The 26,757-nt window shown below is 51.9% G+C and carries 29 protein-coding genes; 27 read left to right on the top strand and 2 right to left on the bottom strand.

What is annotated here, in order from left to right; genetic code table 11:
• The first annotated feature begins 43 nt into the window (after positions 1–43).
• From rpsP to FHT67_RS10970, 5 genes are all read left to right on the top strand, one after another.
• Positions 44–316, top strand: coding sequence for a 30S ribosomal protein S16 (gene rpsP / locus FHT67_RS10950; protein WP_132305691.1), 273 nt, complete (start codon positions 44–46; stop codon positions 314–316).
• Positions 317–341: 25 nt separating this feature from the next.
• A complete protein-coding gene (locus tag FHT67_RS10955; protein WP_127499255.1) occupies positions 342–572 on the top strand; it encodes a KH domain-containing protein in 231 nt (76 codons plus the stop codon).
• 73 nt (positions 573–645) lie between these two features.
• Positions 646–1,167, top strand: coding sequence for a ribosome maturation factor RimM (gene rimM / locus FHT67_RS10960; RefSeq protein WP_167198092.1), 522 nt, complete (start codon positions 646–648; stop codon positions 1,165–1,167).
• Entirely contained in the window at positions 1,167–1,913 is a 747-nt protein-coding gene (gene trmD / locus FHT67_RS10965; RefSeq protein WP_132307141.1) for a tRNA (guanosine(37)-N1)-methyltransferase TrmD, read from the top strand. The genes rimM and trmD overlap by 1 nt, the downstream gene beginning before the upstream one ends.
• The gene (locus FHT67_RS10970) at positions 1,877–2,305 is read left to right on the top strand and encodes a hypothetical protein (RefSeq protein ID WP_167198095.1); all 429 of its coding nucleotides are present in this window, start codon (positions 1,877–1,879) and stop codon (positions 2,303–2,305) included. The genes trmD and FHT67_RS10970 overlap by 37 nt, the downstream gene beginning before the upstream one ends.
• A gap of 8 nt (positions 2,306–2,313) precedes the next feature.
• On the opposite strand, the gene FHT67_RS10975 is transcribed toward FHT67_RS10970, so the two are convergent.
• Complete coding sequence (locus FHT67_RS10975; RefSeq protein ID WP_167198098.1) at positions 2,314–2,769, bottom strand: C1q-like domain-containing protein; 456 nt, start codon at positions 2,767–2,769, stop codon at positions 2,314–2,316.
• Positions 2,770–3,236: 467 nt separating this feature from the next.
• Here FHT67_RS10975 and rplS point away from each other — a divergent pair, with 467 nt between their 5' ends.
• The 7 genes from rplS (at position 3,237) to FHT67_RS11010 (ending at position 8,765) form a co-directional block, all read left to right on the top strand.
• Positions 3,237–3,578, top strand: coding sequence for a 50S ribosomal protein L19 (gene rplS / locus FHT67_RS10980; protein ID WP_132305683.1), 342 nt, complete (start codon positions 3,237–3,239; stop codon positions 3,576–3,578).
• Between the two features lie 106 nt (positions 3,579–3,684).
• Positions 3,685–4,362 (top strand): signal peptidase I, encoded by a 678-nt coding sequence (lepB, locus tag FHT67_RS10985; RefSeq protein WP_167198101.1) that lies wholly within the window; start codon positions 3,685–3,687, stop codon positions 4,360–4,362.
• Positions 4,363–4,382: 20 nt separating this feature from the next.
• Positions 4,383–5,276, top strand: coding sequence for a ribosome biogenesis GTPase YlqF (gene ylqF, locus FHT67_RS10990; RefSeq protein ID WP_167198104.1), 894 nt, complete (start codon positions 4,383–4,385; stop codon positions 5,274–5,276).
• Positions 5,277–5,278: 2 nt separating this feature from the next.
• The gene (locus FHT67_RS10995) at positions 5,279–5,890 is read left to right on the top strand and encodes a ribonuclease HII (RefSeq protein WP_132305677.1); all 612 of its coding nucleotides are present in this window, start codon (positions 5,279–5,281) and stop codon (positions 5,888–5,890) included.
• Positions 5,891–6,119: 229 nt separating this feature from the next.
• Entirely contained in the window at positions 6,120–8,102 is a 1,983-nt protein-coding gene (locus FHT67_RS11000) for a flagellar hook-length control protein FliK (protein ID WP_167198107.1), read from the top strand.
• A complete protein-coding gene (locus FHT67_RS11005) occupies positions 8,099–8,404 on the top strand; it encodes an EscU/YscU/HrcU family type III secretion system export apparatus switch protein (protein ID WP_132305673.1) in 306 nt (101 codons plus the stop codon). Before FHT67_RS11000 ends, FHT67_RS11005 begins: the two co-directional genes overlap by 4 nt.
• Positions 8,397–8,765 carry a YraN family protein gene (locus FHT67_RS11010; RefSeq protein WP_132305671.1) on the top strand — a complete coding sequence of 123 codons (369 nt, stop codon included), beginning with the start codon at positions 8,397–8,399 and terminating at the stop codon, positions 8,763–8,765. The genes FHT67_RS11005 and FHT67_RS11010 overlap by 8 nt, the downstream gene beginning before the upstream one ends.
• A gap of 31 nt (positions 8,766–8,796) precedes the next feature.
• Here FHT67_RS11010 and FHT67_RS11015 read toward each other — a convergent pair whose 3' ends face one another.
• Positions 8,797–10,356 carry a YifB family Mg chelatase-like AAA ATPase gene (locus tag FHT67_RS11015; protein ID WP_132305669.1) on the bottom strand — a complete coding sequence of 520 codons (1,560 nt, stop codon included), beginning with the start codon at positions 10,354–10,356 and terminating at the stop codon, positions 8,797–8,799.
• Positions 10,357–10,667: 311 nt separating this feature from the next.
• Here FHT67_RS11015 and sucC point away from each other — a divergent pair, with 311 nt between their 5' ends.
• From sucC to fliI, 15 genes are all read left to right on the top strand, one after another.
• Positions 10,668–11,828 (top strand): ADP-forming succinate--CoA ligase subunit beta, encoded by a 1,161-nt coding sequence (sucC, locus tag FHT67_RS11020; RefSeq protein ID WP_132305667.1) that lies wholly within the window; start codon positions 10,668–10,670, stop codon positions 11,826–11,828.
• A gap of 31 nt (positions 11,829–11,859) precedes the next feature.
• Positions 11,860–12,801 (top strand): succinate--CoA ligase subunit alpha, encoded by a 942-nt coding sequence (sucD, locus tag FHT67_RS11025; RefSeq protein ID WP_132305665.1) that lies wholly within the window; start codon positions 11,860–11,862, stop codon positions 12,799–12,801.
• A 175-nt stretch (positions 12,802–12,976) separates the two neighbouring features.
• A complete protein-coding gene (gene dprA / locus FHT67_RS11030; protein WP_167198110.1) occupies positions 12,977–14,092 on the top strand; it encodes a DNA-processing protein DprA in 1,116 nt (371 codons plus the stop codon).
• A 27-nt stretch (positions 14,093–14,119) separates the two neighbouring features.
• Positions 14,120–16,216, top strand: a complete 2,097-nt coding sequence (gene topA / locus FHT67_RS11035; protein ID WP_132305661.1) for a type I DNA topoisomerase — start codon at positions 14,120–14,122, stop codon at positions 16,214–16,216.
• A 98-nt stretch (positions 16,217–16,314) separates the two neighbouring features.
• Positions 16,315–17,646 (top strand): FADH(2)-oxidizing methylenetetrahydrofolate--tRNA-(uracil(54)-C(5))-methyltransferase TrmFO, encoded by a 1,332-nt coding sequence (gene trmFO, locus FHT67_RS11040; protein WP_167198112.1) that lies wholly within the window; start codon positions 16,315–16,317, stop codon positions 17,644–17,646.
• Between the two features lie 89 nt (positions 17,647–17,735).
• Entirely contained in the window at positions 17,736–18,281 is a 546-nt protein-coding gene (gene hslV, locus FHT67_RS11045; RefSeq protein WP_132305657.1) for an ATP-dependent protease subunit HslV, read from the top strand.
• Between the two features lie 17 nt (positions 18,282–18,298).
• Positions 18,299–19,702 (top strand): ATP-dependent protease ATPase subunit HslU, encoded by a 1,404-nt coding sequence (hslU, locus tag FHT67_RS11050; RefSeq protein ID WP_132305655.1) that lies wholly within the window; start codon positions 18,299–18,301, stop codon positions 19,700–19,702.
• Between the two features lie 38 nt (positions 19,703–19,740).
• Positions 19,741–20,511 carry a GTP-sensing pleiotropic transcriptional regulator CodY gene (gene codY / locus FHT67_RS11055; RefSeq protein ID WP_132305653.1) on the top strand — a complete coding sequence of 257 codons (771 nt, stop codon included), beginning with the start codon at positions 19,741–19,743 and terminating at the stop codon, positions 20,509–20,511.
• Between the two features lie 236 nt (positions 20,512–20,747).
• A complete protein-coding gene (gene flgB / locus FHT67_RS11060) occupies positions 20,748–21,155 on the top strand; it encodes a flagellar basal body rod protein FlgB (RefSeq protein ID WP_132305651.1) in 408 nt (135 codons plus the stop codon).
• A gap of 6 nt (positions 21,156–21,161) precedes the next feature.
• Positions 21,162–21,617 (top strand): flagellar basal body rod protein FlgC, encoded by a 456-nt coding sequence (gene flgC, locus FHT67_RS11065; RefSeq protein WP_132305649.1) that lies wholly within the window; start codon positions 21,162–21,164, stop codon positions 21,615–21,617.
• Between the two features lie 29 nt (positions 21,618–21,646).
• Positions 21,647–21,958: a flagellar hook-basal body complex protein FliE gene (fliE, locus tag FHT67_RS11070; protein ID WP_132305647.1), complete on the top strand. Its 312-nt coding sequence runs from the start codon at positions 21,647–21,649 to the stop codon at positions 21,956–21,958.
• 41 nt (positions 21,959–21,999) lie between these two features.
• On the top strand, positions 22,000–23,583 hold the full coding sequence (fliF, locus tag FHT67_RS11075) for a flagellar basal-body MS-ring/collar protein FliF (protein ID WP_167198115.1): 1,584 nt from the start codon (positions 22,000–22,002) through the stop codon (positions 23,581–23,583).
• Positions 23,584–23,594: 11 nt separating this feature from the next.
• Positions 23,595–24,608, top strand: coding sequence for a flagellar motor switch protein FliG (gene fliG / locus FHT67_RS11080; protein ID WP_132305643.1), 1,014 nt, complete (start codon positions 23,595–23,597; stop codon positions 24,606–24,608).
• Complete coding sequence (locus FHT67_RS11085; RefSeq protein ID WP_132305641.1) at positions 24,601–25,437, top strand: FliH/SctL family protein; 837 nt, start codon at positions 24,601–24,603, stop codon at positions 25,435–25,437. The genes fliG and FHT67_RS11085 overlap by 8 nt, the downstream gene beginning before the upstream one ends.
• A complete protein-coding gene (gene fliI / locus FHT67_RS11090; RefSeq protein ID WP_132305639.1) occupies positions 25,424–26,749 on the top strand; it encodes a flagellar protein export ATPase FliI in 1,326 nt (441 codons plus the stop codon). Before FHT67_RS11085 ends, fliI begins: the two co-directional genes overlap by 14 nt.
• The last annotated feature ends 8 nt before the right edge of the window (positions 26,750–26,757 follow it).

Consider the following 26,757-nt stretch of genomic DNA (forward strand, 5'->3'; position numbering starts at 1 on the left):
CCGATATAAAGGGCAGTTGATTAACCGAAGGAGGTGAATTTCCATGGCAGTACGTATTCGTCTGAAACGTATGGGTGCTCACAAGGCTCCATTCTACCGCGTTGTCGTTTCTAACTCCCGTTCCCCACGTGACGGTCGCTTTATCGAAGAAATCGGTACTTACAACCCGGTTGCTCAACCGGCTCAAGTGTCGATCGACGAAGAGAAAGCTTTGAAATGGCTGCAAACAGGTGCTCAAGCATCTGATACCGTTCGCGACTTGCTTTCCAAAGCAGGTGTCCTGAAAAAGTTCCATGAGCTTAAGCAACAGAAATAACTGTTGAACAGCGGAGGGCCTTGAAATGAAAGAATTGATTCTTGTCATCGCAAAGGCGTTAGTGGATCATCCAGAGGACGTGCGCGTGAATGAGCGAGAGGATGACCGAGGTACGGTGTACGAGCTGTCGGTTCACGCCGATGATATCGGCAAGGTAATCGGCAAGCAGGGACGGATTGCGAAAGCAATTCGCGCCGTCGTTACGTCAGCGGCCATCAAATCCCAGAAGCGCGTTATCGTAGACATCATATCGTAAAAACATACGATGCAGGGTTAGGATAATTATCCTAGCCCTTTTTCGTACAAATAGAGACGGGTGGTTACATACGATGAGCAAAAAATATTATAATGTCGGCAAGCTTGTGAATACGCATGGCCTGCGCGGCGAAGTTAAAGTATTGCCCCAGACGGATTTCGCCGAAACCCGGTTTGCGAGCGGAAGCAAGCTGTCCCTGCAGCACCCTGACAGCGGACAAAAGCTCGAAGTGGAGGTAACCGGCGCCAGGGAGCATAAAGGGATGTTTATCCTGAAGCTGAAGGGCTTTAACGACATTAACGAGGCTGAGAAATACAAGGGCTGGACGCTGAAAATCGCCGAGGAAGAATTGGACAAGCTGGAAGATGGCGAATACTATTACCATGAAATCATGGGCTGCCGGGTATTAACGGAAGACGGCGAAGAGCTTGGCACAATCTCGGATATTCTCCGCCCCGGCGCGAATGATGTATGGGTCGTGGATATGCCAAAGAAAAAGCAGCTGCTCCTGCCGGTTATTGACGATGTCCTGCTGAAGGTCGACGTGGCAAACAAAACGGTAACCGTACGGTTGCTGGAAGGGCTGATCTCATGATGCGTATCGATGTGCTGACGCTGTTCCCGGAGATGTTCGACGGCGTATTTGGCGCGAGCATCCTGGGCAAAGCTAAAGAAAAAGGAATTGTATCGCTTGAAGCGATTAATTTCCGCGAGTACTCCAATAACAAGCATAACACGGTTGACGATTATCCGTACGGAGGGGGAGGCGGAATGGTCCTCAAACCCGAACCCGTATTTGCCGCTGTAGAGGATTTGATGGCCAAGAAGGAGAGCGGAGCTCGTCCCCGGGTTATTTTGATGTGCCCGCAAGGCGAATCCTTCACGCAAAAGAAAGCCGAAGAGCTGGCAAAGGAAGAGCATCTTGTGCTGATCTGCGGTCATTACGAGGGCTACGACGAACGTATTCGGGAGCACTTGGTAACCGATGAGCTGTCGATTGGCGACTATGTGCTGACAGGCGGAGAAATCCCGGCGATGGCCGTTATCGACAGCGTCGTAAGGCTGCTTCCCGGCGTGCTAGGCAACGAGACTTCCGCAGTCACGGATTCCTATAGCACGGGTCTGCTGGAATATCCGCATTACACGCGACCGCCCGTATTTAGGGATTGGGGAGTCCCCGATGTGCTTGTTTCCGGCAATCATGCCAAGATTGACGCCTGGAGACGCGAGCAGTCGCTGCTCCGGACGCTTGAGCGCCGTCCGGATCTGCTGGATAAGGCAGAGCTGACGGATAAGGAACGCAAGTGGCTGAACCTTCAGCAGAAAAATCAATCGACATAAAAAAGAACCGTCGCACAGCCTATAAGGCCGAGCAGGCGGTTTTTTTGCCCTATTTAGATGCAGCTTGTACCAGATGGTTCGCTGCAATGCTCCGGATGTTGCTCGAAATGGCATGGAAAGCCGATTTCAGGATCCCTTTTTTTCGCCTTATTTTCAGGCGCGGAATGAACCGGCTTGCAAACGCATTTGACCGTTTTAACGGGTTTGCAGCATTTGACAGGCTTGCAGCATTTGACAGGTTTGCAGCATTTAACGGATTTACAGCCGTAACCGCTTTTCTTTTTGGAGCTGCTTTTCTTCTTGCAGAAGCCGTATCCGGTTTTTTTGGCGTAAGAACGGCAGCCGTAACCCAAAGTTTTTACTTCTTGTTCTCTATTACTCATCGTCCGTAACCTCCCCCTTAACGAATTCTTTTTCCTTTGAAACGAGTGGAGCCTCCCTTTAAAATGAAGCCGCCGGAGACATGGGATGAAGCGGATAACTTGACTTTGTCTCCCTTGCGGAGTCTTTTGACGGCAGCCGCCGTAATAATCTCGCGGTCCGAATGAATGACTTTGCTGCCGGCAAAAACAACGATATCGTTGACGGTAAGAAGAAGCTGTACCTCGTCCGGCTCCTGCGAGCCTCTGCGGTAAAGGATGCTGCCGAATAGAGAGTAGACGCCGTCATGCTTTGGCATAAACGTGGAAGTGACGGGGTTATATTCGTTTGCCGCATCAAAGATAACTTTGCCATACTTTACCGTAACGCCAAACTCCGGTCTGCCGATGGATTGATTTTTTGCAGAGACGGCTTTGAAAGCGGACTTAAACGACCGTGGACGGCATGTCCCTTTTTTTACTTTGCGGATCGACATCAAGACATGACCTCCTTTCCTGAGAAATCATTGCTGTCACAGCAATACTTCAAGGTATGCATATTGAAATGTGATAGAAACGGCAGATGTAGCGAATCTATTAAATAGGCGCGCGTAAAAAGAACTCCCTGTCCGAAGAGGTCGTAACAATTCCGCGGCCTGCGCTCAAGGTCTGAACGAAGGGCAATTGCGAATTATGCGGCAGAAACGGCATATAACTCGGAAGTCCATGAAATAGGCTATATATAATGGATTAAACGTGTATATTGCTTATCTTTTGGATATACTGAAGAAATAATAGAATTTTTGCGGGCAATACGGAATATTAGGTTGAAAAATGTTCTACGCTGTGATAAAATTTCAAATGTTGTTCGTATTAATCGGGCGGTCCGCTAATAGTGATGACGCTGCTCATAGGAGCAGAAAGAGCTATTAAGAACGTCTATGGTGGAAGGAGTGAAACTACAATGAATCTTTTACAAACGATTGCTCAGGAACAGCTTCGTCAAGACCTTCCTAGCTTCCGTCCTGGTGACACGCTGAAAGTACACGTTAAAGTTATCGAGGGCTCGCGCGAGCGTATTCAGTTGTTCGAAGGCGTTGTAATCAAACGTCGCGGCGGCGGAATCAGCGAAACTTTCACAGTTCGCAAAATTTCGTACGGTGTCGGTGTGGAAAGAACTTTCCCGCTGCATTCGCCAAAACTCGAGAAAATTGAAGTTGCTCGTCGCGGTAAAGTGCGTCGCGCGAAACTGTACTATCTTCGCGAACTGCGCGGTAAAGCTGCAAGAATTAAAGAAATTCGTTAAGATCAAACGACAAGAGGGGCTTGCTCAAACAAGCTCCTTTTCGTTATTTTGACATGACTTGCTATGTACGAATAGGGACACTATAGAATGGAAAGAAGGCGTACTGGTGAATTCACAACAACATAATGAAGATTCGAATCAGCAATCAGAAGCAATCGATGGATCTGTACTGAATACATCAGGACCCGCTGACGCTAAAAAAGGCGGACGAGCTTACAAGGAAATTGTAGATTGGATTAAAGCGCTCGCAATCGCGGTCATTCTCGTGTTTATTATCCGTACGTTTCTGTTCTCGCCATTTATCGTTGAAGGACCTTCCATGGAGCCTAACTTCTATACGGGTGAGCGCCTGATTGTCAACAAGCTGATTTTCAAAATCCGCGAGCCGCATCACGGAGAAGTCGTGGTGTTCCATGTGCCTGATCAAGGACGCGATTTCATTAAACGGGTTATCGGCGTACCGGGCGACACGATCAAGGTTGTGGGCGACGACGTGTTCGTTAACGATCAGAAGGTTGATGAGCCTTATATTAAAGAAGCTATCGAAGCGGCACATGCGAACGGTGAGCTGTACAATACCGGACCGGACTTCCCGAACGCGAACGTTTCGGAATCCGTTGTTCCGGACGGCAAGATTTTTGCAATGGGCGACCATCGCGGAAACAGCCAGGACAGCCGCGACATCGGCTTTGTATCCGAAAAAGAAGTTATCGGCCGTGCAGACGCCATGTTCTGGCCATTAAATAAAATTAGCATCATTAAGCACTACAAAGTGCACTGGTAATGTTGCAATGAGGTGAGGAAATGACCATTCAATGGTTTCCCGGTCATATGACCCGGGCAAAACGGCAAATTCAAGAGAAGCTTAAACTAATCGATATTGCCATTGAGCTATTGGATGCGCGTATTCCGCTTTCCAGCCGCAACCCGATGGTTGATGAGATACTCGGCGGCAAGCCGCGGCTGATTGTTTTGAACAAGTCGGATTTAGCCGATCCGAGGGTGACGGAGCAATGGATCGACTATTTCAAATACGAAGGTCATGAAACGGTAGCCGTTGATTCGTCGACAGGCACGCGCGTCGGTGATATTCCGGTGAAGGCGAAGGAAATTTTGCAGGAGAAAATCGACCGTCAGGTGGCGAAAGGGATGAATCCCCGTGCCGTTCGGGGGCTGATCGTCGGTATCCCGAATGTCGGCAAATCAACGCTGATCAACCGCCTGGCTGGCCGCAACATCGCGATCACGGGAGATAAACCGGGTGTTACGAAGGGTCAGCAATGGATCAAAACAACCTTCGACATGGATCTTCTCGATACGCCGGGCATTCTGTGGCCGAAGTTCGAGGATGAACTGGTTGGCTACCGTCTTGCGATGACGGGCGCGATCAGAGAGCAGATCCTGAACGTGGAGGATATCGCGTTTTTCGCGGTTCGCGAGCTTGCCGAGCGTTATTGGCCGGCGCTTCAGGAGCGTTTCAAGCTGGACAAAGCCCCAACCGATCCATCGGAGTCGGATGAAATAGTACGGATTATGGAAGACATCGGCCGCCGCAGAGGCTGCCTCGTAAGCGGGGGGCAAGTGGATCTGGAGAAAGCATCCGGCATTATTTTGCGGGAGCTCCGTTCCGGCAATCTTGGCCGCATAACGCTGGAAGCACCGTTCCCTGCGGCCGCAGGCAGACCGGGGGAGCATTAATCGTGCTGGAATACGAACAGAGATTATGGGATGAAGGGTATTCGGCCATTGCCGGCGTGGATGAGGTAGGCAGAGGCTGCCTGTTTGGAGACGTTGTGGCCGCAGCCGTTATTTTACCGCCTCATCTTGTTCTTGAAGGCGTTAACGACTCCAAGAAGCTGTCGGAGAAAAAGCGGAACGAGCTCTACGACATCATCGTTGACAAAAGCATGGCGTGGGCTGCGGCCCGCGTGGATGCCGAGACCATTGACCGAATCAACATCAAGCAGGCTGCAAGGCTTGCCATGAAGATCGCGCTGGAATCGCTGAAGACGGAACCGGATTATTTGCTAGTGGACGCGGAAAAGGTAGACCTGCCGAAGCCTCAGCTAGCGATAATAAAAGGGGATGCCACCAGTCAGTCGATTGCCGCCGCCTCGATTATCGCGAAGGTGACAAGAGACCGGCTGTGCGAGAAAGAATGGGAGCGGCTTTATCCGGAGTATGGAATTGCGATACATAAAGGCTATGCAACCAAGCTGCACCGGGAACGGCTGCTCGAATACGGTGCAAGTCCGCTTCACCGCAAATCTTTCTTGGGTAAAATATTCGTGGAGCAACAACAGCTATTTTAAAATAATTTTCTTAATATGGTGCTGGAAAGACAGCGTACTGCTCGCAATGGAGCGATACGCTGTCTTTTTTTTCGGGGAACGGCGGAGAGCTTAGAATCATTTAGATCAGGAGCATGCAGAAAGTCGCTGCGTTGTTCTTCAGAAGAAGCGCTCATCTACCGATAAATAGGGTAACTAAAATGCGCGTTGTGTCGTTTCAGCTTATGCCACAGATGAAGAAGGTGACCGAATGAATATTGGACAGTTGGTAAGAGGATTATTGGGAGAGTCGTCCGGCAGCGGGGATACCCGCAAGCTGGAACTGAAGCCGGGTCAGGTTGTCCGGGGTTTGGTTCTGCAGCTGTTGGAAAATAACGAAGCAACGGTTCAGATAAACGGCGTGCAGGTTCGCGCGGTTCTCGAACTTCCGCTTGAGCCGGGCAAATTTGCGATGCTGCAGGTACAGCCGCAATCCGCCGGCGGCCTGCTTGTGCTGAAGCAGGTGGAGAATCAGGCGGGTCTGGAGGATGCTCTGAAGGATTGGCTGAAGCAAAGCGGCCTGCCCGATCAGGAGTGGGCGAGCAACATCTTGAAGGATCTTAGAAAAGACGGCGTGACGATGAGCCATGACACGTTTGCGGCGCTGAAGGCGGCAGCCGAGGCAATGCCGCAGGGTGCGAATGCCGAGGAATGGATGCAAGCGGCGGCGGCGGGGTTGAAGCGCGGGCTGCCGATGTCCGGCGGCACGGTCGGAGCGCTGCAGCAGGTTATGTTCGGGCGTCCGCCGCACGAACTGCTGGATACGCTTCAGCAGCAGCTTGCTGCCATCGCCGGCGAAGCATTTGGCGATGATGCGGGCGCAGCCGCGCCGCGTGCCGCCAGCGGGCCGCAGGCGCTGCCGCAGCTGGCCGCGCGGCTGGCGGCGCTGCTCGCCGAAGGCGCGGCGCTGCAGAGCGCCGCGCCTTCGGCGGAGCCGCCCGCGGCAGCCGCGCCGCGTGCGCCGGCAGCCGCCGACGCGGGCGCGGCTGCGCAGCGCGCCGAAGGCACAGGCGCGGGCGGCCAAGCCGCGCCTGCTGCGGCAGCGCAAGCGTCCGCGGCGGAGCCCGCGGAGCAGGGCGCGGAGCCGCAAGGCGCGGGCGGCCAAGCCGCGCCTGCTGCGGCAGCGCAAGCGTCCGCGGCGGAGCCCGCGGAGCAGGGCGCGGAGCCGCAAGGCGCCCGCCCGGGCGCGGCTGCGGGCGGCAGCACGTCATCATCCGGCAACTGGCTCGGCCAGATGATGAAATGGATGGGCGTCGACTATGAGAATCAATTGTCGAAGCAATTACCGGTTCCGCCTGCTCAAGGGTCTGTTCAGCCTCAAGAACAGGATACGCCTATGGCAGGCAATGGCCATGTTAACGACAGCGTAACTGCAGATGAACCAATTGTTACGCGCAGCGCCAATGGCGTGGCAGATTCGCTTACTCGCCGACAGGCAGCCGAAGGGCGTCTGGAAACGCGCCAAAGCCCGAATACGCAGCAGGAGCAGGCGGCAGGGCAGCAGCCCGAACAGGCGGACGCTGCTGCCCCTCGCGACAAAGACCATAAAGTTGTCCAAAACGATCGGTTCCGCGAGCCGCAAGTTACCGTTCAGCATCTGTCAACGGACCTGGTGAAAGCGGAGGATAACAAGCCTGCAGCGCAGGAATCGTTAAAAAGCACGTTGCTTGCCATTGCCGCTTCCAGCGACGCACCGCCAGCCCTGCGCGAAACCGCGCAGCAGCTCGTCCAGCAGATAACGGGACAGCAGCTGCTGTTGTCTCCGGAGCGCAACGGTGCTGTTTTCTCTCATCTTACCATGTTTGTGCCCCTTAACGGTCCGGATGGAAATCAGACCGCTTCCGTTCATATTCAGACGAGAAGAGGGCGTCAGGGCCAGCTGGACGCGGAAAATTGCCGTCTATTATTCGATCTGTCGATGAAGACGCTAGGTCCTACCTTGGTTGACGTTAACGTCATGGACAAAATCGTCAGCCTGACGTTATGGAACGACCATCCGGCAATAGCTGCGCTCGTAGACTCCGCCCGCACGGAAATTACGGCAAGTCTTAATCAGGCAGGCTATCAATTGCTGTCCCTTCGCGCAACTCCAACAAGAGCGGATAGCGATGAGGGGGAAGGGGTTAAACGGATCATGCCGGATCCGGCTCAATTCGTAAACACGCGTTATAAAGGAGTCGACATAAGGGCATGAGTCCGGAACAGAAGAACGGCAAGGAGAAGAGGACGGTTAAAAAGGCCGTAGCGTTGAAATACGAGCCTGGGGTGCACAAAGCGCCGGTGGTAACCGCCAAAGGGAGAGGTTATTTGGCGGAGCAAATATTGGAGCAGGCGGCAGAGCATCATGTGCCGGTGCAGCAGGACTCTTCGCTTGTGGAAGTATTGTCCAAGCTGGATGTCGACCAATCGATTCCGCCCGAGCTCTATACGCTGGTCGCCGAGGTCTTGAGCTTTGTATATCGTTCCGACCAGAGAGCGAGGGATTTGGATGAGTGAGGACCGAAGAAGGCAAACCGGATTGGCCGGCGAAACGGCTGCATGCCGATATCTTGAGAACGAAGGCTACACCGTCATCGAGCGGAATTGGCGCTGCCGTTCCGGAGAGATTGATATTATCGCTTCCATCGATGATACGCTCATATTTGTCGAAGTAAGGACGAGAAGAGCGGGAGGACGATTCGGGACAGCGGCCGAATCCGTAGACCGCCGAAAGCAGCAGCAGGTGGCGCTAGTCGCACAGGTTTATTTGCGGATGCGACAATTAAACTATCCGCCTATGCGGTTTGATGTAATCGCGGTATCCATGAATCGCGATGATTCCATCAGCGAAATTAAACATATAAAAGCGGCTTTCTAACCTATCCGGTGGAAAGCCGCTTTCGTCTTTTTTATAGATCCAATCTACGGTATTGAATCGCTTCCGCCACATGCACATCTTCCACGTATTCGCTTCCTTCGACATCCGCAATGGTCCTTGCCAGCCGCAATATACGGTCATAGGCGCGCATGCTGATATTCAGCACCGTTAGCGCTTGGTCAAGCAGCTCGAAAGCTTCATTCTTCATTAGAATCGAGCGCCTGAGCGCTTTGCCGGAGAGCCGTGCCGGCGTTTTGGTTAGCCCCAGCTCCTCATCCCGCCGTTCTTTTCTGGCTCTCGCCTCAAGCACAAGCTGTCTCATTCGGGCGGTGGTCATGTCGGCAGGACTTGCCGGATCGCCCGCCGGCTCTAACGGTCTAGGAACTTCGAGCTGGATATCGATCCGGTCAAGAAGAGGGCCGGACATCTTGCTTTTATATTTGGCAATCGCCGAGTCGCTGCAGGTGCAGCGTTTCTCGGCCGTTTCATGGCCAGCGTATCCGCACGGGCACGGGTTAAAGGACACGGCCAGCATAAGCCTGGCCGGGAAATGAAATACGGCTCGGGATCTCGCGATGGTGACGATTCCGTCCTCCAGCGGCTGGCGCAATACCTCAAGCACGGCTCTGGAGAATTCCGGCAGCTCGTCGAGATAAAGCACGCCATGATGGGCGAGTGTCACCTCGCCGGGCTTCGGCACCGAACCGCCGCCTATGAGCCCTCCGGCCGAAATCGTGTGATGCGGTGAGCGGAAGGGAGCGATCCTTATCAGACCTTTCGCGTCGGTTGACAGCTTGCCAGCCGCGCTGTAAATCTTGGTCACTTCCAGCGCTTCTTCTTCGGTGAGAGGAGGAAGGATGCCGGGGAGACGACGGATCATCATCGTTTTGCCGGTTCCGGGCGGTCCCGCGAACAAGATATTGTGTTTGCCGGCCGCGGCGATAAGCAATGCGCGCTTGGCTTGCTGCTGCCCGTACACGTCGCTGTAGTCTCCAAAGTCGACAGCATGCTCTGCCGCGGCTGCAGCAGAGGCAAGCGCCCTGCTTGCAGCAGCGTCAAACCGGATTGCGGACCAGGCTTCGGCATCTTTATTTTGCGTTAAGAGCTCCTTCAGATGGGTTACCGCATAAAGCTCCATCTCCGTTATCCATGCGGCTTCTTTGGCATTGGCCAGCGGCAGCAGCACCTTCCGGATGCCGGAACGCTTAGCCTGCTCGATCATAGCCAAAACGCCGGGCACAGGACGGATATCACCATTCAGGGACAATTCTCCAATGAGCATCGATTGCTCGAAGGGTTTTGCTTCCAGTTGGCCGCTGGCGGTTAGAATACCCGCTGCGATCGCAAGGTCAAAGGCAGTGCCCTCCTTGCGCAAATCCGCCGGAGCCAGATTTACCGTTATGCGGTCAAGCGGAAAAGTGAAGCCGCTGTTTTTAATCGCTGCGCGGACCCGTTCAACGGATTCTCTGACGGCAGGGTCGGGCAGCCCGACAACGCTGATCTGCGGCAAACCGCTGGCAATATCGACTTCCACGGAAATGGCTTTTCCTTCGACTCCTAGAACGCTGCTGCTATGCATTAAACTGAACATAAAAAAGAGCACCTCCAAAAATAGGATGAAGGTGCTTCCTCACGTCCGAATCTCGTCGTATAAAATTATCGTAAAATCATCATAGTGCAAAAAAGACAAGTCTGTCAATATTGGAAAAACAAGTATGAATTCTTCAAAAAAATAGGGCATACTACTCTAGTCCGTCGGTGATTTAATCTCATTTTGAGATCAAATCCATATCAAAAAACCAAAACCCGAAGGGTCGAAATATGGCATAAATAATGCTACAATGATTAAGGTTTGTGTACATATGACTGAAGTTGAGTCTGTGAAATGGAGGATTTCTAACAATGAATATCCATGAGTATCAAGGCAAAGAGGTCCTGAAACAGTACGGTGTTGCTGTTCCAGAAGGAAAGGTAGCTTTCTCCGTTGACGAAGCGGTAGAAGCGGCGCAAGCACTGGGTACTCCAGTGGTCGTTGTAAAAGCGCAAATTCACGCTGGCGGCCGCGGTAAAGCGGGCGGCGTTAAAGTAGCGAAAAACATCGATGAAGTTCGCGCATATGCCAGCGAGATTCTTGGCAAAGTGCTCGTTACTCATCAAACTGGCCCGGAAGGTAAAGAAGTTAAACGTCTTCTTATCGAGCAAGGCTGCGACATCAAGAAAGAATACTATGTAGGCGTTGTTATTGACCGCGGCACCGGCCGCGTAACAATGATGGCTTCCGAAGAGGGCGGCACGGAGATTGAAGAAGTAGCAGCTCACTCGCCTGAGAAAATCATCAAGGAAGTCATTGACCCTGCAATCGGTCTGCAAGTGTTCCAAGCACGCAAACTTGCTTATGCAATCAACATTCCTAGCGAGCTTGTTAACAAAGCGGTTAAATTTATGATCGCTCTGTACAATGCGTTCGTTGACAAAGATTGCTCCATCGCCGAGATCAACCCGCTTGTTGTTACTGGCGACGGCAACGTTATGGCACTTGACGCTAAGCTGAACTTCGATTCCAATGCGCTCTACCGTCACAAAGATATCGTGGCGCTTCGCGACCTGGAAGAAGAAGACGCAAAAGAGATCGAAGCATCGAAATACGACCTGAGCTACATTGCCCTCGAAGGCAACATCGGCTGTATGGTTAACGGCGCCGGACTTGCAATGGCGACGATGGACATCATCAAATACTACGGCGGCGACCCTGCCAACTTCCTTGACGTAGGGGGCGGCGCTACGAAAGAGAAAGTTACGGAAGCGTTCAAGATCATCCTGTCCGACGAGAACGTGAAAGGTATTTTCGTTAATATCTTCGGCGGCATTATGCGTTGCGACGTTATCGCCGAAGGCGTTATTGCTGCTGCGAAAGAGCTTGGCCTGGACCGTCCGTTGGTTGTTAGACTGGAAGGCACTAACGTTGAGCTTGGCAAAAAAATGTTAAACGAATCGGGATTAAACATTGTTGCGGCTGACTCCATGGCAGACGGCGCGCAAAAAATCGTTAATCTCGTCAAATAGTACGAATTCATTAACGGGGATGTGAAATTCGATGAGCATTTTGGTCAATAAAGACACAAAAGTAATCACGCAAGGGATTACAGGCGCAACTGGTTTGTTCCATGCGAAAGGCGCATTGGACTACGGCACGCAAATGGTTGGCGGCGTAACACCGGGCAAAGGCGGCACTAACGTCGATATTACGCTGGAGAACGGTAACGTTGTTTCTCTTCCGGTATTCAATACGGTTGAGCAAGCGGTAGCGGCTACCGGCGCAACAGCATCGGTAATCTATGTACCGCCTGCATTCGCGGCTGACTCGATCATGGAAGCGGTAGACGCTGGTCTTGATCTGGTCATCTGTATTACGGAAGGCATTCCGGTTCTGGACATGGTTAAAGTAAAACGCTACATGGAAGGCAGCAAAACGACTCTGATCGGTCCTAACTGCCCGGGCGTTATTACTCCAGGCGAATGCAAAATCGGCATTATGCCGGGCTACATTCATACAAAAGGCCATGTAGGCGTCGTTTCCCGCTCGGGAACTCTCACTTACGAAGCGGTTCATCAGCTTTCGACTCGCGGCATCGGTCAATCTTCCGCGGTTGGTATCGGCGGCGACCCTGTTAAAGGCTCCGAGTTTATCGATATCCTGAGCCGTTTTAACGAAGATCCGGATACTTACGCCGTTATCATGATTGGCGAAATCGGCGGTACGGCAGAGGAAGAAGCTGCCGAATGGATCAAAGCCAACATGAAGAAACCTGTTGTAGGCTTCATTGGCGGCGCTACGGCCCCTCCAGGCAAACGCATGGGTCATGCCGGTGCTATTATTTCCGGCGGCAAAGGCACGGCCGCAGAAAAAATCGCTACTTTGGAAGCTTGCGGAATCAAAGTGGCTCCAACGCCTTCCGACATGGGCTCCACGCTTGTATCGGTGCTTAAAGAAAAAGGCCTGCTTGAGAAATGCACAACCGGTGTAGCTCAAGCCTAATTTAACAATAACATATTAATGAAGCATTAAAGGTAAGCAACCTTTCAAAGCCCGTTTTGGGCTTGAAAGGTTGCTTTTTTTTTCATAAAATTCCGGGTCGACTTGCATTCTTTTGCCATGTAACGCACAATAGGAAGGAATGCAAGCCGATCCTCCCAAGGGAGATGCGGTTAGAATGACGCTAAATGTTGATAAATGTAAGCAAATGATTATCATGCTCCACGAATGTTCGGGCATTGGTTGGCATACCGTTCAGAAAGCGGTTGACCACAAAGCTTGGGAGAGCGTGGATGGCGAAAGCGTTGCAGATTGGATGGCAATCGGATTTGGACGCCCGCAAGCAATGGCTGCGGCCAGACGTTGGAACGAGCCCTATGATTGGCCCGGGGCGCCTTATCTCAAGGCGCAGGAGCTTGGTGCGGCGGTGATCACACCTTACGATGAGGAGTATCCGGAAGAACTTCGACGGATCCCGCAGCCGCCTTGGGTACTGTACGCTCTCGGGAGGGTTGAGCTCATGAAGCGACCCTCGATTGCGATCGTAGGAACCAGAAACCCCAGCGCCTATGGCCGGCATACCGCATTAGCGCTGTCTGAGGAGCTTTCTGGGCGAGGATTGACCATAGTGAGCGGTCTCGCCAGGGGGATTGACGGCAAGGCGCATGAAGCCGCTTTGCGGAGCTTTGGAAGCACGATTGCCGTACTGGCTAGTCCGGTTGATCATTGTTATCCGCCCGAGAACCGTTCGCTCTACCAGCAGATTATCCGGGAAGGATTGATTCTGTCGGAGTCTCCGGTGGGCTCGCCGCTTCATCCTGGCATGTTTCCGCTTCGCAACCGCATTATAGCGGGGTTGTCGCTGGGGACGATCGTGGTGGAAGCGGCGAAGGGCAGCGGATCGCTAATTACGGCAGATCAGGCGCTCGAAATGGGGCGGGATGTGTTTGCCGTACCCGGTCCGATCTCATCGCCGAAGAGCGAGGGTCCAAACAGTCTGATCCGCGAAGGCGCGAAGCTGGTCAGCAGCGCCGATCATATTCTCGAGGAATACGGATGGCTGGAGGAGAAGCTTGCAGCATTGGCAAAGCCCAAGCCGACGGTTGCCGTTGCGGCTAGCATGAATGCCGAGGAGCAGAAAGTTATCGATCTGCTGCGCGATCGTCCGCTTACAATTAACGAATTGCACCAGCTTACGATGATCCCTTTTGGACATTTAAGCGCACTTCTGATAAATTTATGTATAAAACGGAAAATCGAGCAACAGCCAGGGGCAGTTTATATAGCGTTGTAACACGTAGTGAGAGAGGGGGCGCCTAATGTGGCAGATTCATTAGTAATCGTAGAATCACCGGCCAAAGCAAAAACGATCGGCAAATATTTGGGCAGCAAATATATCGTTAAAGCATCGATGGGCCATATTCGCGATTTGCCAAAAAGTCAGACTGGCGTCGAAGTGGAAAACGGCTTCCAGCCGAAATATATTACGATCCGCGGCAAGGGCAGCGTATTAAAAGAGTTGAAGGATGCGAGCAAAAAGGTCAAACATGTCTTTCTTGCAGCCGACCCCGATCGCGAAGGAGAAGCGATCGCATGGCATCTGGCTCATTATCTGGAGCTGGACGAGTCGGATACCTGCCGCGTCGTATTTAATGAAATAACGAAGCAAGCCGTTAAGGATGCTTTCAAAACGCCGCGCAAGATCAATATGGATCTTGTTAACGCTCAGCAGGCAAGACGTATTCTTGACCGTCTCGTCGGTTACAAGATTAGTCCGTTGCTCTGGAAGAAGGTTAAGAAGGGATTGTCCGCCGGACGCGTACAATCCGTTTGCGTGAAGCTGATTATCGACCGGGAGAACGAGATTGATGCTTTCATTCCGGAAGAGTACTGGTCCATTACGGCAAAGCTTACCCAGCAGGGTGTGCCGTTTGAAGCAAAATACCATTCGATAAAAGGCGAGAAGCGTGAGCTCCATAACGAAGATGAGATGAAGGCGGTTCTTGCGGCCCTGTCCGGCAATCAGTTCAAGGTAGCTGAAGTGAAGGAGAAAGAACGTCTCCGCAATCCGGCGCCACCGTTTATTACAAGCTCCCTGCAGCAGGAAGCAGCGCGCAAGCTCGGATTCCGTGCCTCCAAGACGATGTCCGTTGCCCAGCAGCTGTATGAGGGCGTCGAGCTAGGCAAGGAAGGGACCGTTGGTCTTATAACCTATATGAGAACGGATTCGACAAGAATCTCTCCGGTTGCCCAGGAAGAAGCGAAGGAGTATATTGAAGGAAAATACGGCCCGTCGTTCTATCCGGAGCAGCCGCGCGTCTACACGAAGAAGAACAGCAACGCGCAGGACGCCCACGAAGCGATCCGGCCGACATCGACGCTCCGTGATCCGGAATCGATGAAGCCGTTCCTCTCCCGCGATCAATTCCGCTTGTATAAGCTGGTTTGGGAACGTTTCGTTTCCAGCCAGATGGCTTCCGCCGTGCTTGATACAATGACGGTAGACCTCGCTTCCGGCGATGCCACATTCCGTGCGAGCGGATCGAAAATCAAGTTTGCAGGCTTTATGAAGGTTTATGTAGAGGGCAATGACGATGGCACGGAGGAAGAGCATAAATTCCTTCCGCCATTTGCGATCGGCGATGTCGTGTCCTCGGATTCCATTGAACCGAAGCAGCATTTCACGCAGCCGCCGCCGCGTTATTCCGAGGCAAGGCTGGTCAAGACGCTGGAGGAGCTTGGCATAGGACGTCCAAGTACGTACGCGCCAACGCTGGAAACGATCCAGAAACGCGGTTACGTAGCGATCGAAGAGAAAAAGTTTATTCCTACCGAGCTGGGAGAATTAGTTAATCAGATGATGGAGGAATTTTTCCCCGAAATTCTGGATTCCGAATTTACGGCGAAGATGGAAACGGATCTCGACCATGTTGAGGATGGGGTGGAGGACTGGGTTAAAGTCCTTTCTAACTTCTACGAATCTTTCGAGAAGCGCCTTGAGGTCGCCGAAGAAGAAATGAAAGAAGTCGAGATTCAAGACGAGGTATCTGATGAAATCTGCGAGAAATGCGGCCGCCATATGGTGTACAAGATGGGGCGCTTCGGCAAGTTCCTTGCCTGCTCCGGATTCCCGGACTGCCGCAATACGAAGCCAATCGTCAAGGATATCGGCGTAACCTGTCCGAAATGCCGCGAGGGCAAAATCATCGAGAGACGCAGCAAAAAAGGACGGATCTTCTACGGCTGCGATACTTATCCGACCTGCGACTACGTGTCCTGGGATAAGCCGACGAACAAGCCTTGCCCGAATTGCGATTCGATGCTTGTCGAGAAACGAAACCGCAGCGGCGCGAAGCTGCAATGCCCGAATTGCGATTATTCGGAAGAGATCACGGAAGACGAGCAAGAGCAAGCCTAAACTAAAGAAACAGACGCGGCGACACGACAGTCCTCCCTGACGCAGGGAGGACAGCTGTGTTTTCACTGCCGTGTTAGCATATATTGGAGGTCTTTACATTGTCAGTTCAACAACCAGTCATCGTAATCGGAGCAGGTCTAGCGGGAAGCGAGGCAGCATGGCAGATCGTATCCCAAGGAGTGCCTGTCATTTTATACGAAATGCGTCCCGAGACCAAAACGCCTGCCCATCATACCAAAAACTTTGCGGAGCTCGTATGCAGCAACAGCCTGCGCGCTAATGGACTCTCCAATGCCGTAGGCGTGCTGAAGGAAGAAATGCGCCGCCTGAACTCTCTGATTCTCGGCAGCGCGGATCGTCACGCCGTACCTGCGGGCGGGGCGCTTGCGGTTGACCGTGACGGCTTCTCGGGTGAAGTAACTCGTCTGCTTCACGAGCATCCGCTTGTAGAGATACGCACGGAAGAAGTAACGGACATCCCGGAGGAAAGCATTGTTGTCATCGCAACGGGTCCTTTGACTGCGCCTGCGCTTTCTGAGAAGATCCGCAGCTTGCTTGGCGAAGAATACTTCTACTTTTATGATGCGGCGGCTCCGATCATCGAGAAGGACTCCATTGACATGAGCAAGGTATATCTGGCGTCCCGTTACGACAAGGGGGAAGCGGCTTACCTGAATTGCCCGATGACCGAAGAGGAGTTCGAGATCTTCCATGAGGCCCTGACGACGGCGGAGACGGCTGCGTTAAAAGATTTCGAGAAGGAAGTTTATTTCGAAGGCTGCATGCCAATCGAAGTGATGGCCAGCCGCGGCAAGCAGACCGTGCTCTTCGGACCAATGAAACCGGTTGGCCTTGTCAACCCGCATACCGGCAAACTTCCGCATGCCGTTATCCAGCTTCGTCAGGATAATGCGGCAGGTACTCTCTACAATATGGTAGGATTCCAGACGCATTTGAAATGGGGCGAGCAGAAGCGGGTATTCTCCCTGATCCCGGGTCTCGAGAATGCGGAATTCGTGCGGTATGGCGTGATGCATCGCAATACCTTCATTAACTCGCCTCGGGTAATGGAGCCGACTTATCAGCTCAAGAACCGCAGTACCTTATTCTTCGCGGGTCAAATGACTGGCGTTGAAGGCTATGTGGAATCCGCTGCTTCCGGCCTGATTGCCGGTTTCAACGCGGCGAGACTTTCCCGCGGACTGGAGCCTCTGGTGCTGCCGGAGGATACGACGCTCGGTAGCATGGCCCATTACATTACAACGGCGGATTTCAAGCATTTCCAGCCTATGAACGCGAACTTTGGCTTGTTCCCGCCGCTCGAGAACCGGATCCGCAACAAGAAGGAAAAGAACGAAGCGATTGCGAACCGCGCGCTGGACAGCCTGGAACGATTCAAGAAGGAACATTTCGATCATCTGAACGTATAAACAGTCGAGTCGGATGCTGCTTCCTACAAGGGCAGTGCAGCCGCATACACTTGAACTTTAATATCTGCAAGCTATAGGAGGGCGAAGAGATGGAGATGGAATTTCACGCCACCACGATTTGCGCGGTGCGTCACGAAGGTAAAGGAGCAATTGCCGGAGATGGTCAGGTGACCTTCGGGAACAGCGTCGTGATGAAAAATAAAGCGAAAAAAGTTCGCCGTTTATACCGCGGGCAAGTTATTGCCGGCTTTGCCGGATCGGTTGCAGACGCGATTACGTTATTCGAGAAGTTTGAGGCGAAGCTGGAGGAGCATCACGGAAACCTTCAGCGTGCGGCTGTTGAGCTGGCGAAGGATTGGCGCTCCGATCGCGTTCTCCGCAAACTTGAAGCGCTGATGCTGGTTATGGATCAGACCGGCCTTCTTCTGATTTCAGGCAACGGGGAAATTATAGAACCGGATGACGGCATCCTGGCCATTGGCTCGGGCGGCAACTATGCTCTCTCCGCGGCAAGGGCACTGCAGAAGCATGCTTCCCATATGGAAGCGAAGGATATCGCAAGAGCAGCGCTGGAGACGGCTGCCGACATATGCGTTTATACGAATCATAATATTATCGTGGAAGAAATTGGTTGAAGCGGAGGAGATATCATATGGTGAATCAAGGTTTTACCCCTCGTCAAATCGTAGCCGAGCTCGATAAATACATTGTGGGCCAAAAACCCGCAAAACGATCTGTCGCCATTGCTCTCCGCAACCGCTACCGCAGAAGCATGCTCGACGAGTCGCTTCGCGATGAGATTGTTCCGAAAAACATCTTGATGATTGGTCCTACCGGCGTGGGCAAAACGGAGATCGCGCGCAGGCTGGCCAAATTGGTCAAAGCGCCTTTCATTAAGGTGGAAGCGACCAAATTTACCGAGGTCGGGTATGTTGGCCGCGATGTGGAATCGATGGTAAGAGACTTGGTGGAGACAGCCATCCGGATGGTGAAGGCAGAGAAGACCGAGGCTGTCCAGGATAAAGCGGAGAGGCTCGCAAACGAGCGTCTCGTTTCTTTGCTGGTACCATCCAAGGTAAAAGAAAAGTCATCCAAAAATCCGTTCGAAATGCTGTTCGGCAATCAGCAAAACAACAAGGAAACGGTTGAAGAGCCGGAGCAGGATGCCGTGATTATCTCCAAACGCTCGCAGGCCCGCGATGACCTGGCAGCAGGCAAGCTCGAAAACGAAACCGTAGAGGTTGAGATTGAGGATAATACCCCTACGATGCTGGATATGCTTGGCGGTCAGGGACCGGATGGCCTAGGCGGAATGAACATGCAGGAGATGCTGGGGCAGTTCATGCCGAAGAAGACCAAGAAACGTAAACTGCCAGTTAAGGAAGCCCGTAAAGTGCTCATTCAGGAAGAAGCCAACAAGCTGATTAATATGGATGATGTCATTGCGGAGTCGGTAACCCGCGCGGAGCAGACCGGTATCATTTTCATCGACGAGATTGATAAAATCGCCAGCCCGTCCAGAGGCAGTGGTCCAGACGTTTCCCGCGAGGGCGTACAGCGCGATATTCTTCCAATCGTGGAGGGATCCACGGTCGTGACGAAATACGGTCCGGTAAAAACCGATTATGTACTGTTTATCGCAGCTGGCGCATTCCATGTAGCGAAGCCGTCGGATCTGATTCCCGAGCTTCAGGGACGTTTCCCGATCCGCGTGGAATTAACGTCGCTTAGCCTGGAGGATTTCGTCAGCATTCTGACGGAGCCGAAAAATGCTTTAACGAAGCAATACGCGGCCCTTCTTCAAACAGAAGGCATAACGATTGAATTTTCTGACGATGCAATCAAAGAGATTGCGTCGATTGCAGCCGATTTAAACCGCAATACCGAAAATATCGGTGCCCGCCGGCTTCATACCATATTGGAGAAGCTGCTTGAGGATCTCTCCTTCGAAGCACCGGATATTACGCTTGACCATATGATCATCACTCCCGAGTACGTGCGTGAAAAAGTGGGAGGCATTGCGAAAAATCGCGATTTGAGTCAATATATATTGTAGTTGAAATGCAGTTGGGATGAGCTTTGGGAGGCTTTGGAATGACTTTACTTACAAAAACAAGAACGTTGAACCGGCTGCTGCAGCGTGCAGCCGGCAAAGCGCTCAACTTCAGAGAAATGGCTGAGGTATTGTGCAGCACCATACAGACGAATGTGTTCGTGGTCAGCCGGAAAGGTAAGGTTCTGGGCTGCGCAGCCGTGAATCCTTATGACCATGACACGCTTCGTTCGATGTCTGTTGAAGAACTGCGCTTTCCGCAAGTGAGTAACAGCCTATTTCTGGACATGCAGGAACCGGTAACAAACGTTGCTCCGGATGCAGGAGTCTACGAGACTTTTCCGGCGCTTGGCGAACAAGAAATTATGACTGTAGTACCGATTACCGGGGGAGGAGACCGCCTCGGTACGCTTGTTCTGACACGCACGAACGGTTCCTTCGACGATGACGATCTGGTGCTGGCCGAATACGGTTCGACAATTGTCGGCATGGAAATCCTGCGTGAACGCGCAGAAGAGGTTGAACAGGAGGCACGCAGCCGTGCCGTCGTATCGGTTGCGATCGGCTCATTGTCCTTCAGCGAGCTTGAAGCGGTGGAGCATATTTTCGAGCAGCTGGAAGGAAAGGAAGGACTGCTTGTTGCATCCAAAATTGCGGATCGGGTAGGTATTACGAGGTCCGTTATCGTTAATGCCCTGCGCAAGCTGGAGAGCGCCGGCGTTATTGAAACCAGGTCGCTTGGGATGAAAGGGACCTACATCAAAATTTTAAATACCCAGCTGCTTCAGGAATTGGAAAAAATTAAGCAATAATTTCCTGGGACTACCATCCTACCGGAAATTCATCGAAAAGCCCTATCTTGGTTTTAAAGATAGGGCTTTTTTCTTATTGTAATATTTTGGACAATTGTTGAATATTATCATGTCGGCAAAACTCGACAGTTTCGTCTCATTTTTTTCATAATTTAATGTCGAACAAAGAAGGAATGGTTCGCAATCTGTTGAATACTTTACAAAGATCTTCTAACTGAAAGTGGTGACACAGGAACGTGAATCTATTGAATGGCACATCATTTGGGCGATTGGAAGGCGCGCTCAAGGCTTCAGAATTGCGACAAGGCGTCATAGCCAACAACATCGCAAATGTCGACACTCCAAACTTCAAACGTTCGGAGGTTTTGTTTGAAGAGCTTCTCAGCCAAGAGATGGGAGGACAAGCCGGGCTTCAGGGCAAGCGGACAAACGAGCGTCATATTCCGATAGGCAGGACCAGCGGAATAGTCCCATCCGCTCAGATACAGACCGACAACTTGTCCGAAATGAATAACAATCAGAACAACGTCGATATCGATCGCGAGATGTCGTTGCTGGCCAAAAATCAACTCAGCTACAATTTTTATATTCAGCAAATCAATCACGACGTGAAGATGATGAAGACTGCCATTGAAGGGAGATAACAGGAAGTGAGAATTTCTAGCAGCTTTGACGCCAGTGCTTCCGCACTAACCGCACAGCGTTTGCGAATGGACGTTATTTCCTCAAACATCGCGAATGCTGAAACAACCCGCGCAGGTTATGTAAATGGCCAATTCGTACCGTATAAAAGGAAAATGGTCGTACTTGAACCGATGACGCAAAACTCCTCTTTCTCCGATCTGCTGAACAAGCAGCTTAATGGGACTTCCGGAGCACAAGGTGTAAAGGCAACTAGAATTATCGAGGATCAGTCGCCTACCAAGCTTGTTTATAATCCAACTCACCCGGACGCGGACGCGGACGGATATGTCCATATGCCTAACGTTGACGTGGCGAAAGAAATGGTCGACATGATTTCAGCCTCTCGTTCCTACGAGGCTAACGTAACTGCTCTGAATGCGTCTAAAGCCATGTTTACGAAGGCGCTGGAGATTGGAAAGTAAAGTAAAATAACGATGACGGAGGGACGGGCATGATTCAACCGTTGCAACTTAATCCCGCACAAGCCGTTAACAAGCTGCTTGAAACTGCGAAGCCGCAGCAGCAGGCAACACCTGCTGAGTCGATGAATTCTTTCGGGCAATACTTGGAGAACGCACTGAATAGCGTGGATGCACAGGAAAAAGAAGTACATAAACTAAACGATAAATACTTAATAGGCGAGGTTGACGTTTCACAGGTTCTCATCGCAACTCAGAAAGCAGAGCTTAGCTTACAGCTGACGACACAAATTCGCAATAAAGTGATTGATGCGTATCAAGAAATTATGCGAATGTCAGTGTAATAGGGCTTTCGAACCAGACAGATGCTGAGTGAGGTGACGACGTGAACGAAAGAATCGCCCAATACCGCCAAAGACTCACGCAATTTTGGGGGCAGATGGGTAAAAAACAAAAAATAGGGCTGGGGGCATCCATTGGTGCATTGTTGTTAACAATCGTGATTTTGACTTACATATTCACAAGAACGGATTACGAAGTAGCATTTCAAAACCTTGACACCACAGATGCAGCAGCAATCATGACTTACCTGGACGGAAACGGTATTCCCTATAAATTAAGCGCGGACGGTCAGAGCATCTCGGTGCCTAGCGCGGTAGCGACAAGAACCCGGGTTGACGTCGGTTCGCAAGGGCTGGTGCAAAACGGCTCAATCGGATTTGAGGCTTTCGAGGGCGGAAGCGCATTCGGGCAAACCGAAAATGAATTTAACGTGAAGTACATTAACGCGCTTAACGGCGAAGTGCAGCAATTGCTTAACCGGATGCAGGGCGTGCAGAGCTCGAAAGTGCTTATCAACCTGCCTAAGGAATCGGTATTTCTGACTCCGGAAGAGAAGGAGCAGGCGTCCGCTTCCATCATGATGAACTTTACGCCGGGTTATCGGCCAAGCCAGCAAGAGGTTGACGGATACTACAATCTGGTGAAAACAGCCGTTCCGAAGCTTGCGATTCAGGATATTACGATATCGAGTCCCCAAGGCGAACTGGTTTCTTCCGAAATCGACGGCAACAAGATTGGCGTGGCAACCGATGCGGCTGAAAGCCACTTCATGATTCAGCGGAAATACGAAGCCGAAGTGAAAAAGAATATTCAGCAGTTCCTGTCCCCGATGCTTGGAGACAATCTGGTAATCAGCGTTGCCAGCAGCTTTAACTTCGACAAGAAGGTCACGCAGGAGAACCTGGTCAGACCGCTCGAGAACAATAACAATAACGGCATTATCGTAAGCGAACAGCAAGATAACAGTACAACAACGAACGGTTCGGCCAATGCAGGCGGAGTAGCCGGTACAGGCGAAACGGATGTGCCCGGTTATACGGCAACCGACAATTCCAACGGTTCCTCCGAACAAAGCTCGCGTGTGACCAATTATGATTACGACCGCATTAACAATCAGATTGAATCCGCTCCGTATCAGCTGAAGGACTTGTCGATCAGCATTGGCGTTGAGCAGAGCAAACTTACGGATCAGTCCCGGCAGGAGTTAACCAATTTCCTAAGCTCGCTTGTTCGTGCGCAGCTGGCCGATTCCGGTCAAGATGTTAATGATGACGCAATGATTGCGAAAAAGGTTACCATTCTCGGCCAGAACTTTGCAGCTACGGATGCGGGAACTTCTTCTAGTGGTCTGTCGATGCAATGGGCGATTGGTCTCGGCGCAGCAGCGCTTGCCCTTATCGGCGGTCTTGCCATTATGCTTGTCCGCAGACGCAGAAAACAGGCTGAAGAAGCTGCGGCAGCCGAAGCGGCGGCGAAGATGGAAACGCCGGCTAAGCCGGAATTCCCTACGATTGATTTTGAAACAGTTAACAATGACAGTCAGGCTAGAAAAAATCTCGAAACACTCGCCAAACGCAAGCCGGAAGAATTCGTCAACTTGCTCCGCACCTGGCTAGTGGATGAATAGAGGTGGCTCCCGTGGCAAAACCGCTTAATGGATTAACCGGTCGACAAAAGGCGGCGATTCTGCTTATTACGCTCGGGCCAGAAGTATCCGCCCAAATCTTTAAACATTTGAGAGAAGAAGAAATCGAACAGCTTACTCTCGAAATCGCCAATGTCCGCAAAGTAGACAGTGCGGAAAGAGAGCAAATTTTGAGCGATTTCCATCAAATCTGCCTGGCACAGGAATATATTTCGCAAGGCGGCATCTCGTATGCGAAAGAGATTCTGGAGAAAGCGCTTGGGGAGCAAAAGGCCGTCGAGGTCATTAACCGTTTGACGGCGACGCTGCAAGTCAGACCGTTTGACTTTGCCCGCAAGGCGGAACCGACGCAAATTCTTAACTTTATCCAAAACGAGAACTCGCAGACGATCGCGCTCGTTCTCTCGTATTTGCAATCCGAGCAATCCTCGCATATTTTATCGTCCTTGCCTCAAGAGAAGCAGGCAGACGTTGCGCGCAGAATCGCCTTGATGGACAGTACTTCGCCTGAGGTTATCAGCCAGGTAGAACGCGTTCTCGAGCAAAAGCTCTCTGCTACGGTAACACAGGACTACACGAATGCGGGCGGCATCGATTCGATCGTTCAAATTCTGAACGGCGTGGACCGCGGTACGGAACGGACCATTCTGGATGCTCTCGAGATCGAAGATCCGGAATTGGCGGAAGAAATCAAGAAACGCATGTTCGTCTTCGAGGATATCGTCAATATCGACAACCGTTCGATTCAGCGCATCATTCGCGACGTGGAGAACGCCGATCTTCAGCTCGCCCTCAAGGTGGCAAGCGAGGAAGTGCGCGAAGCGATCTTCCGCAACATGTCGAAACGGATGGCCGATACGTTCAAGGAAGAAATGGAATTTATGGGGCCTGTCCGGCTGCGTGACGTCGAAGAAGCTCAGACCCGTATCGTCGCTACGATTCGCAGGCTAGAAGAAGCCGGCGAGATTATCATTGCCCGCGGCGGAGGAGATGATATCATTGTCTAATTTGATAAAGTCTTCAAGCGTAATCGCGCTTGATCAGCTGAAACAGCTTTATTGGCTTAACAAACATGCTGCTGAGCAAGTAGCGGTGACCGAAGAGATTATTGAAGAGGCAGGGCCGGATGAAGAGACCATCTCCATTCGCGACCAGATCATCTCGGATGCACAAATTTTTGCCGAAGAACGTATTCGTGAAGCCGGCGAGCAATGCGAGCAAATGCTGGCAAAGGCGGAAGCCGAAATCGATGCCTGGTGGCTCGAGAAACGGCTGGAGGACGAAAGGCATTCCGAAGCCTCCCGTCAAGCAGGCTTTGAGCAAGGCTATGCCGAAGGCCGGGCGCATGCCGAGCAGGCATTGCAGCAAGAATGGGAGAGCCGTCTGGAAGAGGCCAATGCCGTTCTTAAATCCGCTTACGAAATGCGCGAGCAGATTATTCAAGAGGCTGAGCCTTTCCTTGTAGAGCTTAGCGTCTCTATTTCGGAAAAAGTAATCGGCAAGCAGCTGTCGGAAGCGCCCGATATGGCGCTTGAGCTTATCCGCAAAGCATTGTCCAGACGAAGGGAACAAGGCGTTATCGCCCTTTGCGTTGCTCCGGGGCAGTTAGCTTTTGTCCAGGCCGCAAGGGAAGAACTAAATCTTGTTATCGATTCGCAGGCAGAGCTTCAGATTATTCCCGACGCAACGGTGAAAGATTTCGGCTGTGTCATCCGGTCCGCTTACGGCAGCATAGACGCACGGATTGATACGCAATTGTCCGAGATCAAGCGCGAGCTTGTACAGCTTGCCAACCAAAGCCATGAAGAACGGAGCATGCCGGATGAACGGTATTAAACTGGACAGCTCCAAATATATCGACCAGCTTCGTCATCTTGACCCCATCCGGGTGAACGGCAAGGTCACCCAGGTTATCGGACTTACCGTAGAATCGGAAGGGCCAGACGCAAGCATCGGAGACGTATGCCTGATCTACCCGGCAAAGGGCGTCAAACCGATTAAAGCGGAAGTCGTAGGTTTCCGTGATAACAAAGTTATTCTAATGCCCTTGGGCGAGCTGCATGCGATAAGCCCGGGCTGCGATGTTGTGGGGACCGGAAAGCCCTTATCGGTTCAGGTTGGTTCCGAACTGCTAGGCAAGGTGCTCGACGGTTTGGGTCAGCCGCTTGACGGATCGTTTCTGCCAAGCCGCATGCAGCATTATTCGACCCATAATGAACCCAGCAATCCGCTTGCGCGTCCCCGCGTTAAGGAGACGCTGAGCATTGGAGTCCGAGCGATAGACGGCCTTCTTACCGTTGGCAGGGGGCAGCGCGTAGGTATATTCGCAGGCTCTGGCGTAGGCAAAAGCACGCTGCTTGGCATGATCGCCCGAAATACTTCAGCAGACGTAAACGTCATTGCTTTAATTGGCGAACGCGGACGCGAGGTGCTCGAATTTATCGAGAAGGATCTGGGTCCCGAAGGACTTGCCCGCTCGGTTGTTATTGTTGCGACCTCGGATCAGCCTGCGTTAATCCGGATTAAGGGAGCGCTTATCGCTACTTCGATTGCGGAATATTTCCGCGACCGCGGGTTAAACGTCATGCTGATGATGGATTCGGTAACGCGTTACGCGATGGCGCAGCGCGAAGTTGGTCTAGCCATTGGCGAGCCGCCTGCTACAAGGGGCTACACGCCTTCCGTATTCGCGACGCTTCCCAAGCTGCTGGAACGGGCGGGAACGGGGCCTAACGGCTCGATTACCGCGTTTTATACCGTTCTCGTTGACGGCGATGACATGAACGAACCGATAGCCGACGCGGTGCGAGGCATATTGGACGGTCATATCGTGCTAAACAGGCAGCTAGCGAATAAAGGCCATTTTCCGGCGATTGACGTTCTCGCTTCCGTCAGCCGCGTCATGAAGGAAATCGTGACCGAAGAGCATCAGGAAGCGGCAAATCAGTTAAAGATGTTACTCTCTGTTTATAGAGATTCGGAGGACCTCATCAATATCGGGGCGTACCAAAGGGGCACAAACGAAAAAATTGATACGGCTATCGAAAATATCGATGCCATCTATCAATTTACAAGACAAAAGACAACTGAAAAGGTCACCTTGGCCGATTCGAAGGAAAGATTATTACAGGAATTCCACGGGAGATGACGACGGGT

It is taken from the genome of Paenibacillus sp. BK720 (genome assembly GCF_011761545.1).
Taxonomy (GTDB): Bacteria; Bacillota; Bacilli; order Paenibacillales; family Paenibacillaceae; genus Pristimantibacillus.

What these genes read in the sequence shown, in the direction of transcription:
- rpsP (WP_132305691.1), top strand. Translation starts at nt 44, where the DNA reads ATGGCAGTACGTATTCGTCTGAAACGTATGGGTGCTCACAAGGCTCCA.
- FHT67_RS10955 (WP_127499255.1), top strand. Translation starts at nt 342, where the DNA reads ATGAAAGAATTGATTCTTGTCATCGCAAAGGCGTTAGTGGATCATCCA.
- rimM (WP_167198092.1), top strand. Translation starts at nt 646, where the DNA reads ATGAGCAAAAAATATTATAATGTCGGCAAGCTTGTGAATACGCATGGC.
- trmD (WP_132307141.1), top strand. Translation starts at nt 1,167, where the DNA reads ATGCGTATCGATGTGCTGACGCTGTTCCCGGAGATGTTCGACGGCGTA.
- FHT67_RS10975 (WP_167198098.1), bottom strand. Translation starts at nt 2,769, where the DNA reads ATGTCGATCCGCAAAGTAAAAAAAGGGACATGCCGTCCACGGTCGTTT.
- rplS (WP_132305683.1), top strand. Translation starts at nt 3,237, where the DNA reads ATGAATCTTTTACAAACGATTGCTCAGGAACAGCTTCGTCAAGACCTT.
- ylqF (WP_167198104.1), top strand. Translation starts at nt 4,383, where the DNA reads ATGACCATTCAATGGTTTCCCGGTCATATGACCCGGGCAAAACGGCAA.
- FHT67_RS11000 (WP_167198107.1), top strand. Translation starts at nt 6,120, where the DNA reads ATGAATATTGGACAGTTGGTAAGAGGATTATTGGGAGAGTCGTCCGGC.
- FHT67_RS11005 (WP_132305673.1), top strand. Translation starts at nt 8,099, where the DNA reads ATGAGTCCGGAACAGAAGAACGGCAAGGAGAAGAGGACGGTTAAAAAG.
- FHT67_RS11010 (WP_132305671.1), top strand. Translation starts at nt 8,397, where the DNA reads ATGAGTGAGGACCGAAGAAGGCAAACCGGATTGGCCGGCGAAACGGCT.
- FHT67_RS11015 (WP_132305669.1), bottom strand. Translation starts at nt 10,356, where the DNA reads ATGTTCAGTTTAATGCATAGCAGCAGCGTTCTAGGAGTCGAAGGAAAA.
- sucC (WP_132305667.1), top strand. Translation starts at nt 10,668, where the DNA reads ATGAATATCCATGAGTATCAAGGCAAAGAGGTCCTGAAACAGTACGGT.
- sucD (WP_132305665.1), top strand. Translation starts at nt 11,860, where the DNA reads ATGAGCATTTTGGTCAATAAAGACACAAAAGTAATCACGCAAGGGATT.
- dprA (WP_167198110.1), top strand. Translation starts at nt 12,977, where the DNA reads ATGACGCTAAATGTTGATAAATGTAAGCAAATGATTATCATGCTCCAC.
- hslV (WP_132305657.1), top strand. Translation starts at nt 17,736, where the DNA reads ATGGAGATGGAATTTCACGCCACCACGATTTGCGCGGTGCGTCACGAA.
- hslU (WP_132305655.1), top strand. Translation starts at nt 18,299, where the DNA reads ATGGTGAATCAAGGTTTTACCCCTCGTCAAATCGTAGCCGAGCTCGAT.
- codY (WP_132305653.1), top strand. Translation starts at nt 19,741, where the DNA reads ATGACTTTACTTACAAAAACAAGAACGTTGAACCGGCTGCTGCAGCGT.
- fliE (WP_132305647.1), top strand. Translation starts at nt 21,647, where the DNA reads ATGATTCAACCGTTGCAACTTAATCCCGCACAAGCCGTTAACAAGCTG.
- fliI (WP_132305639.1), top strand. Translation starts at nt 25,424, where the DNA reads ATGAACGGTATTAAACTGGACAGCTCCAAATATATCGACCAGCTTCGT.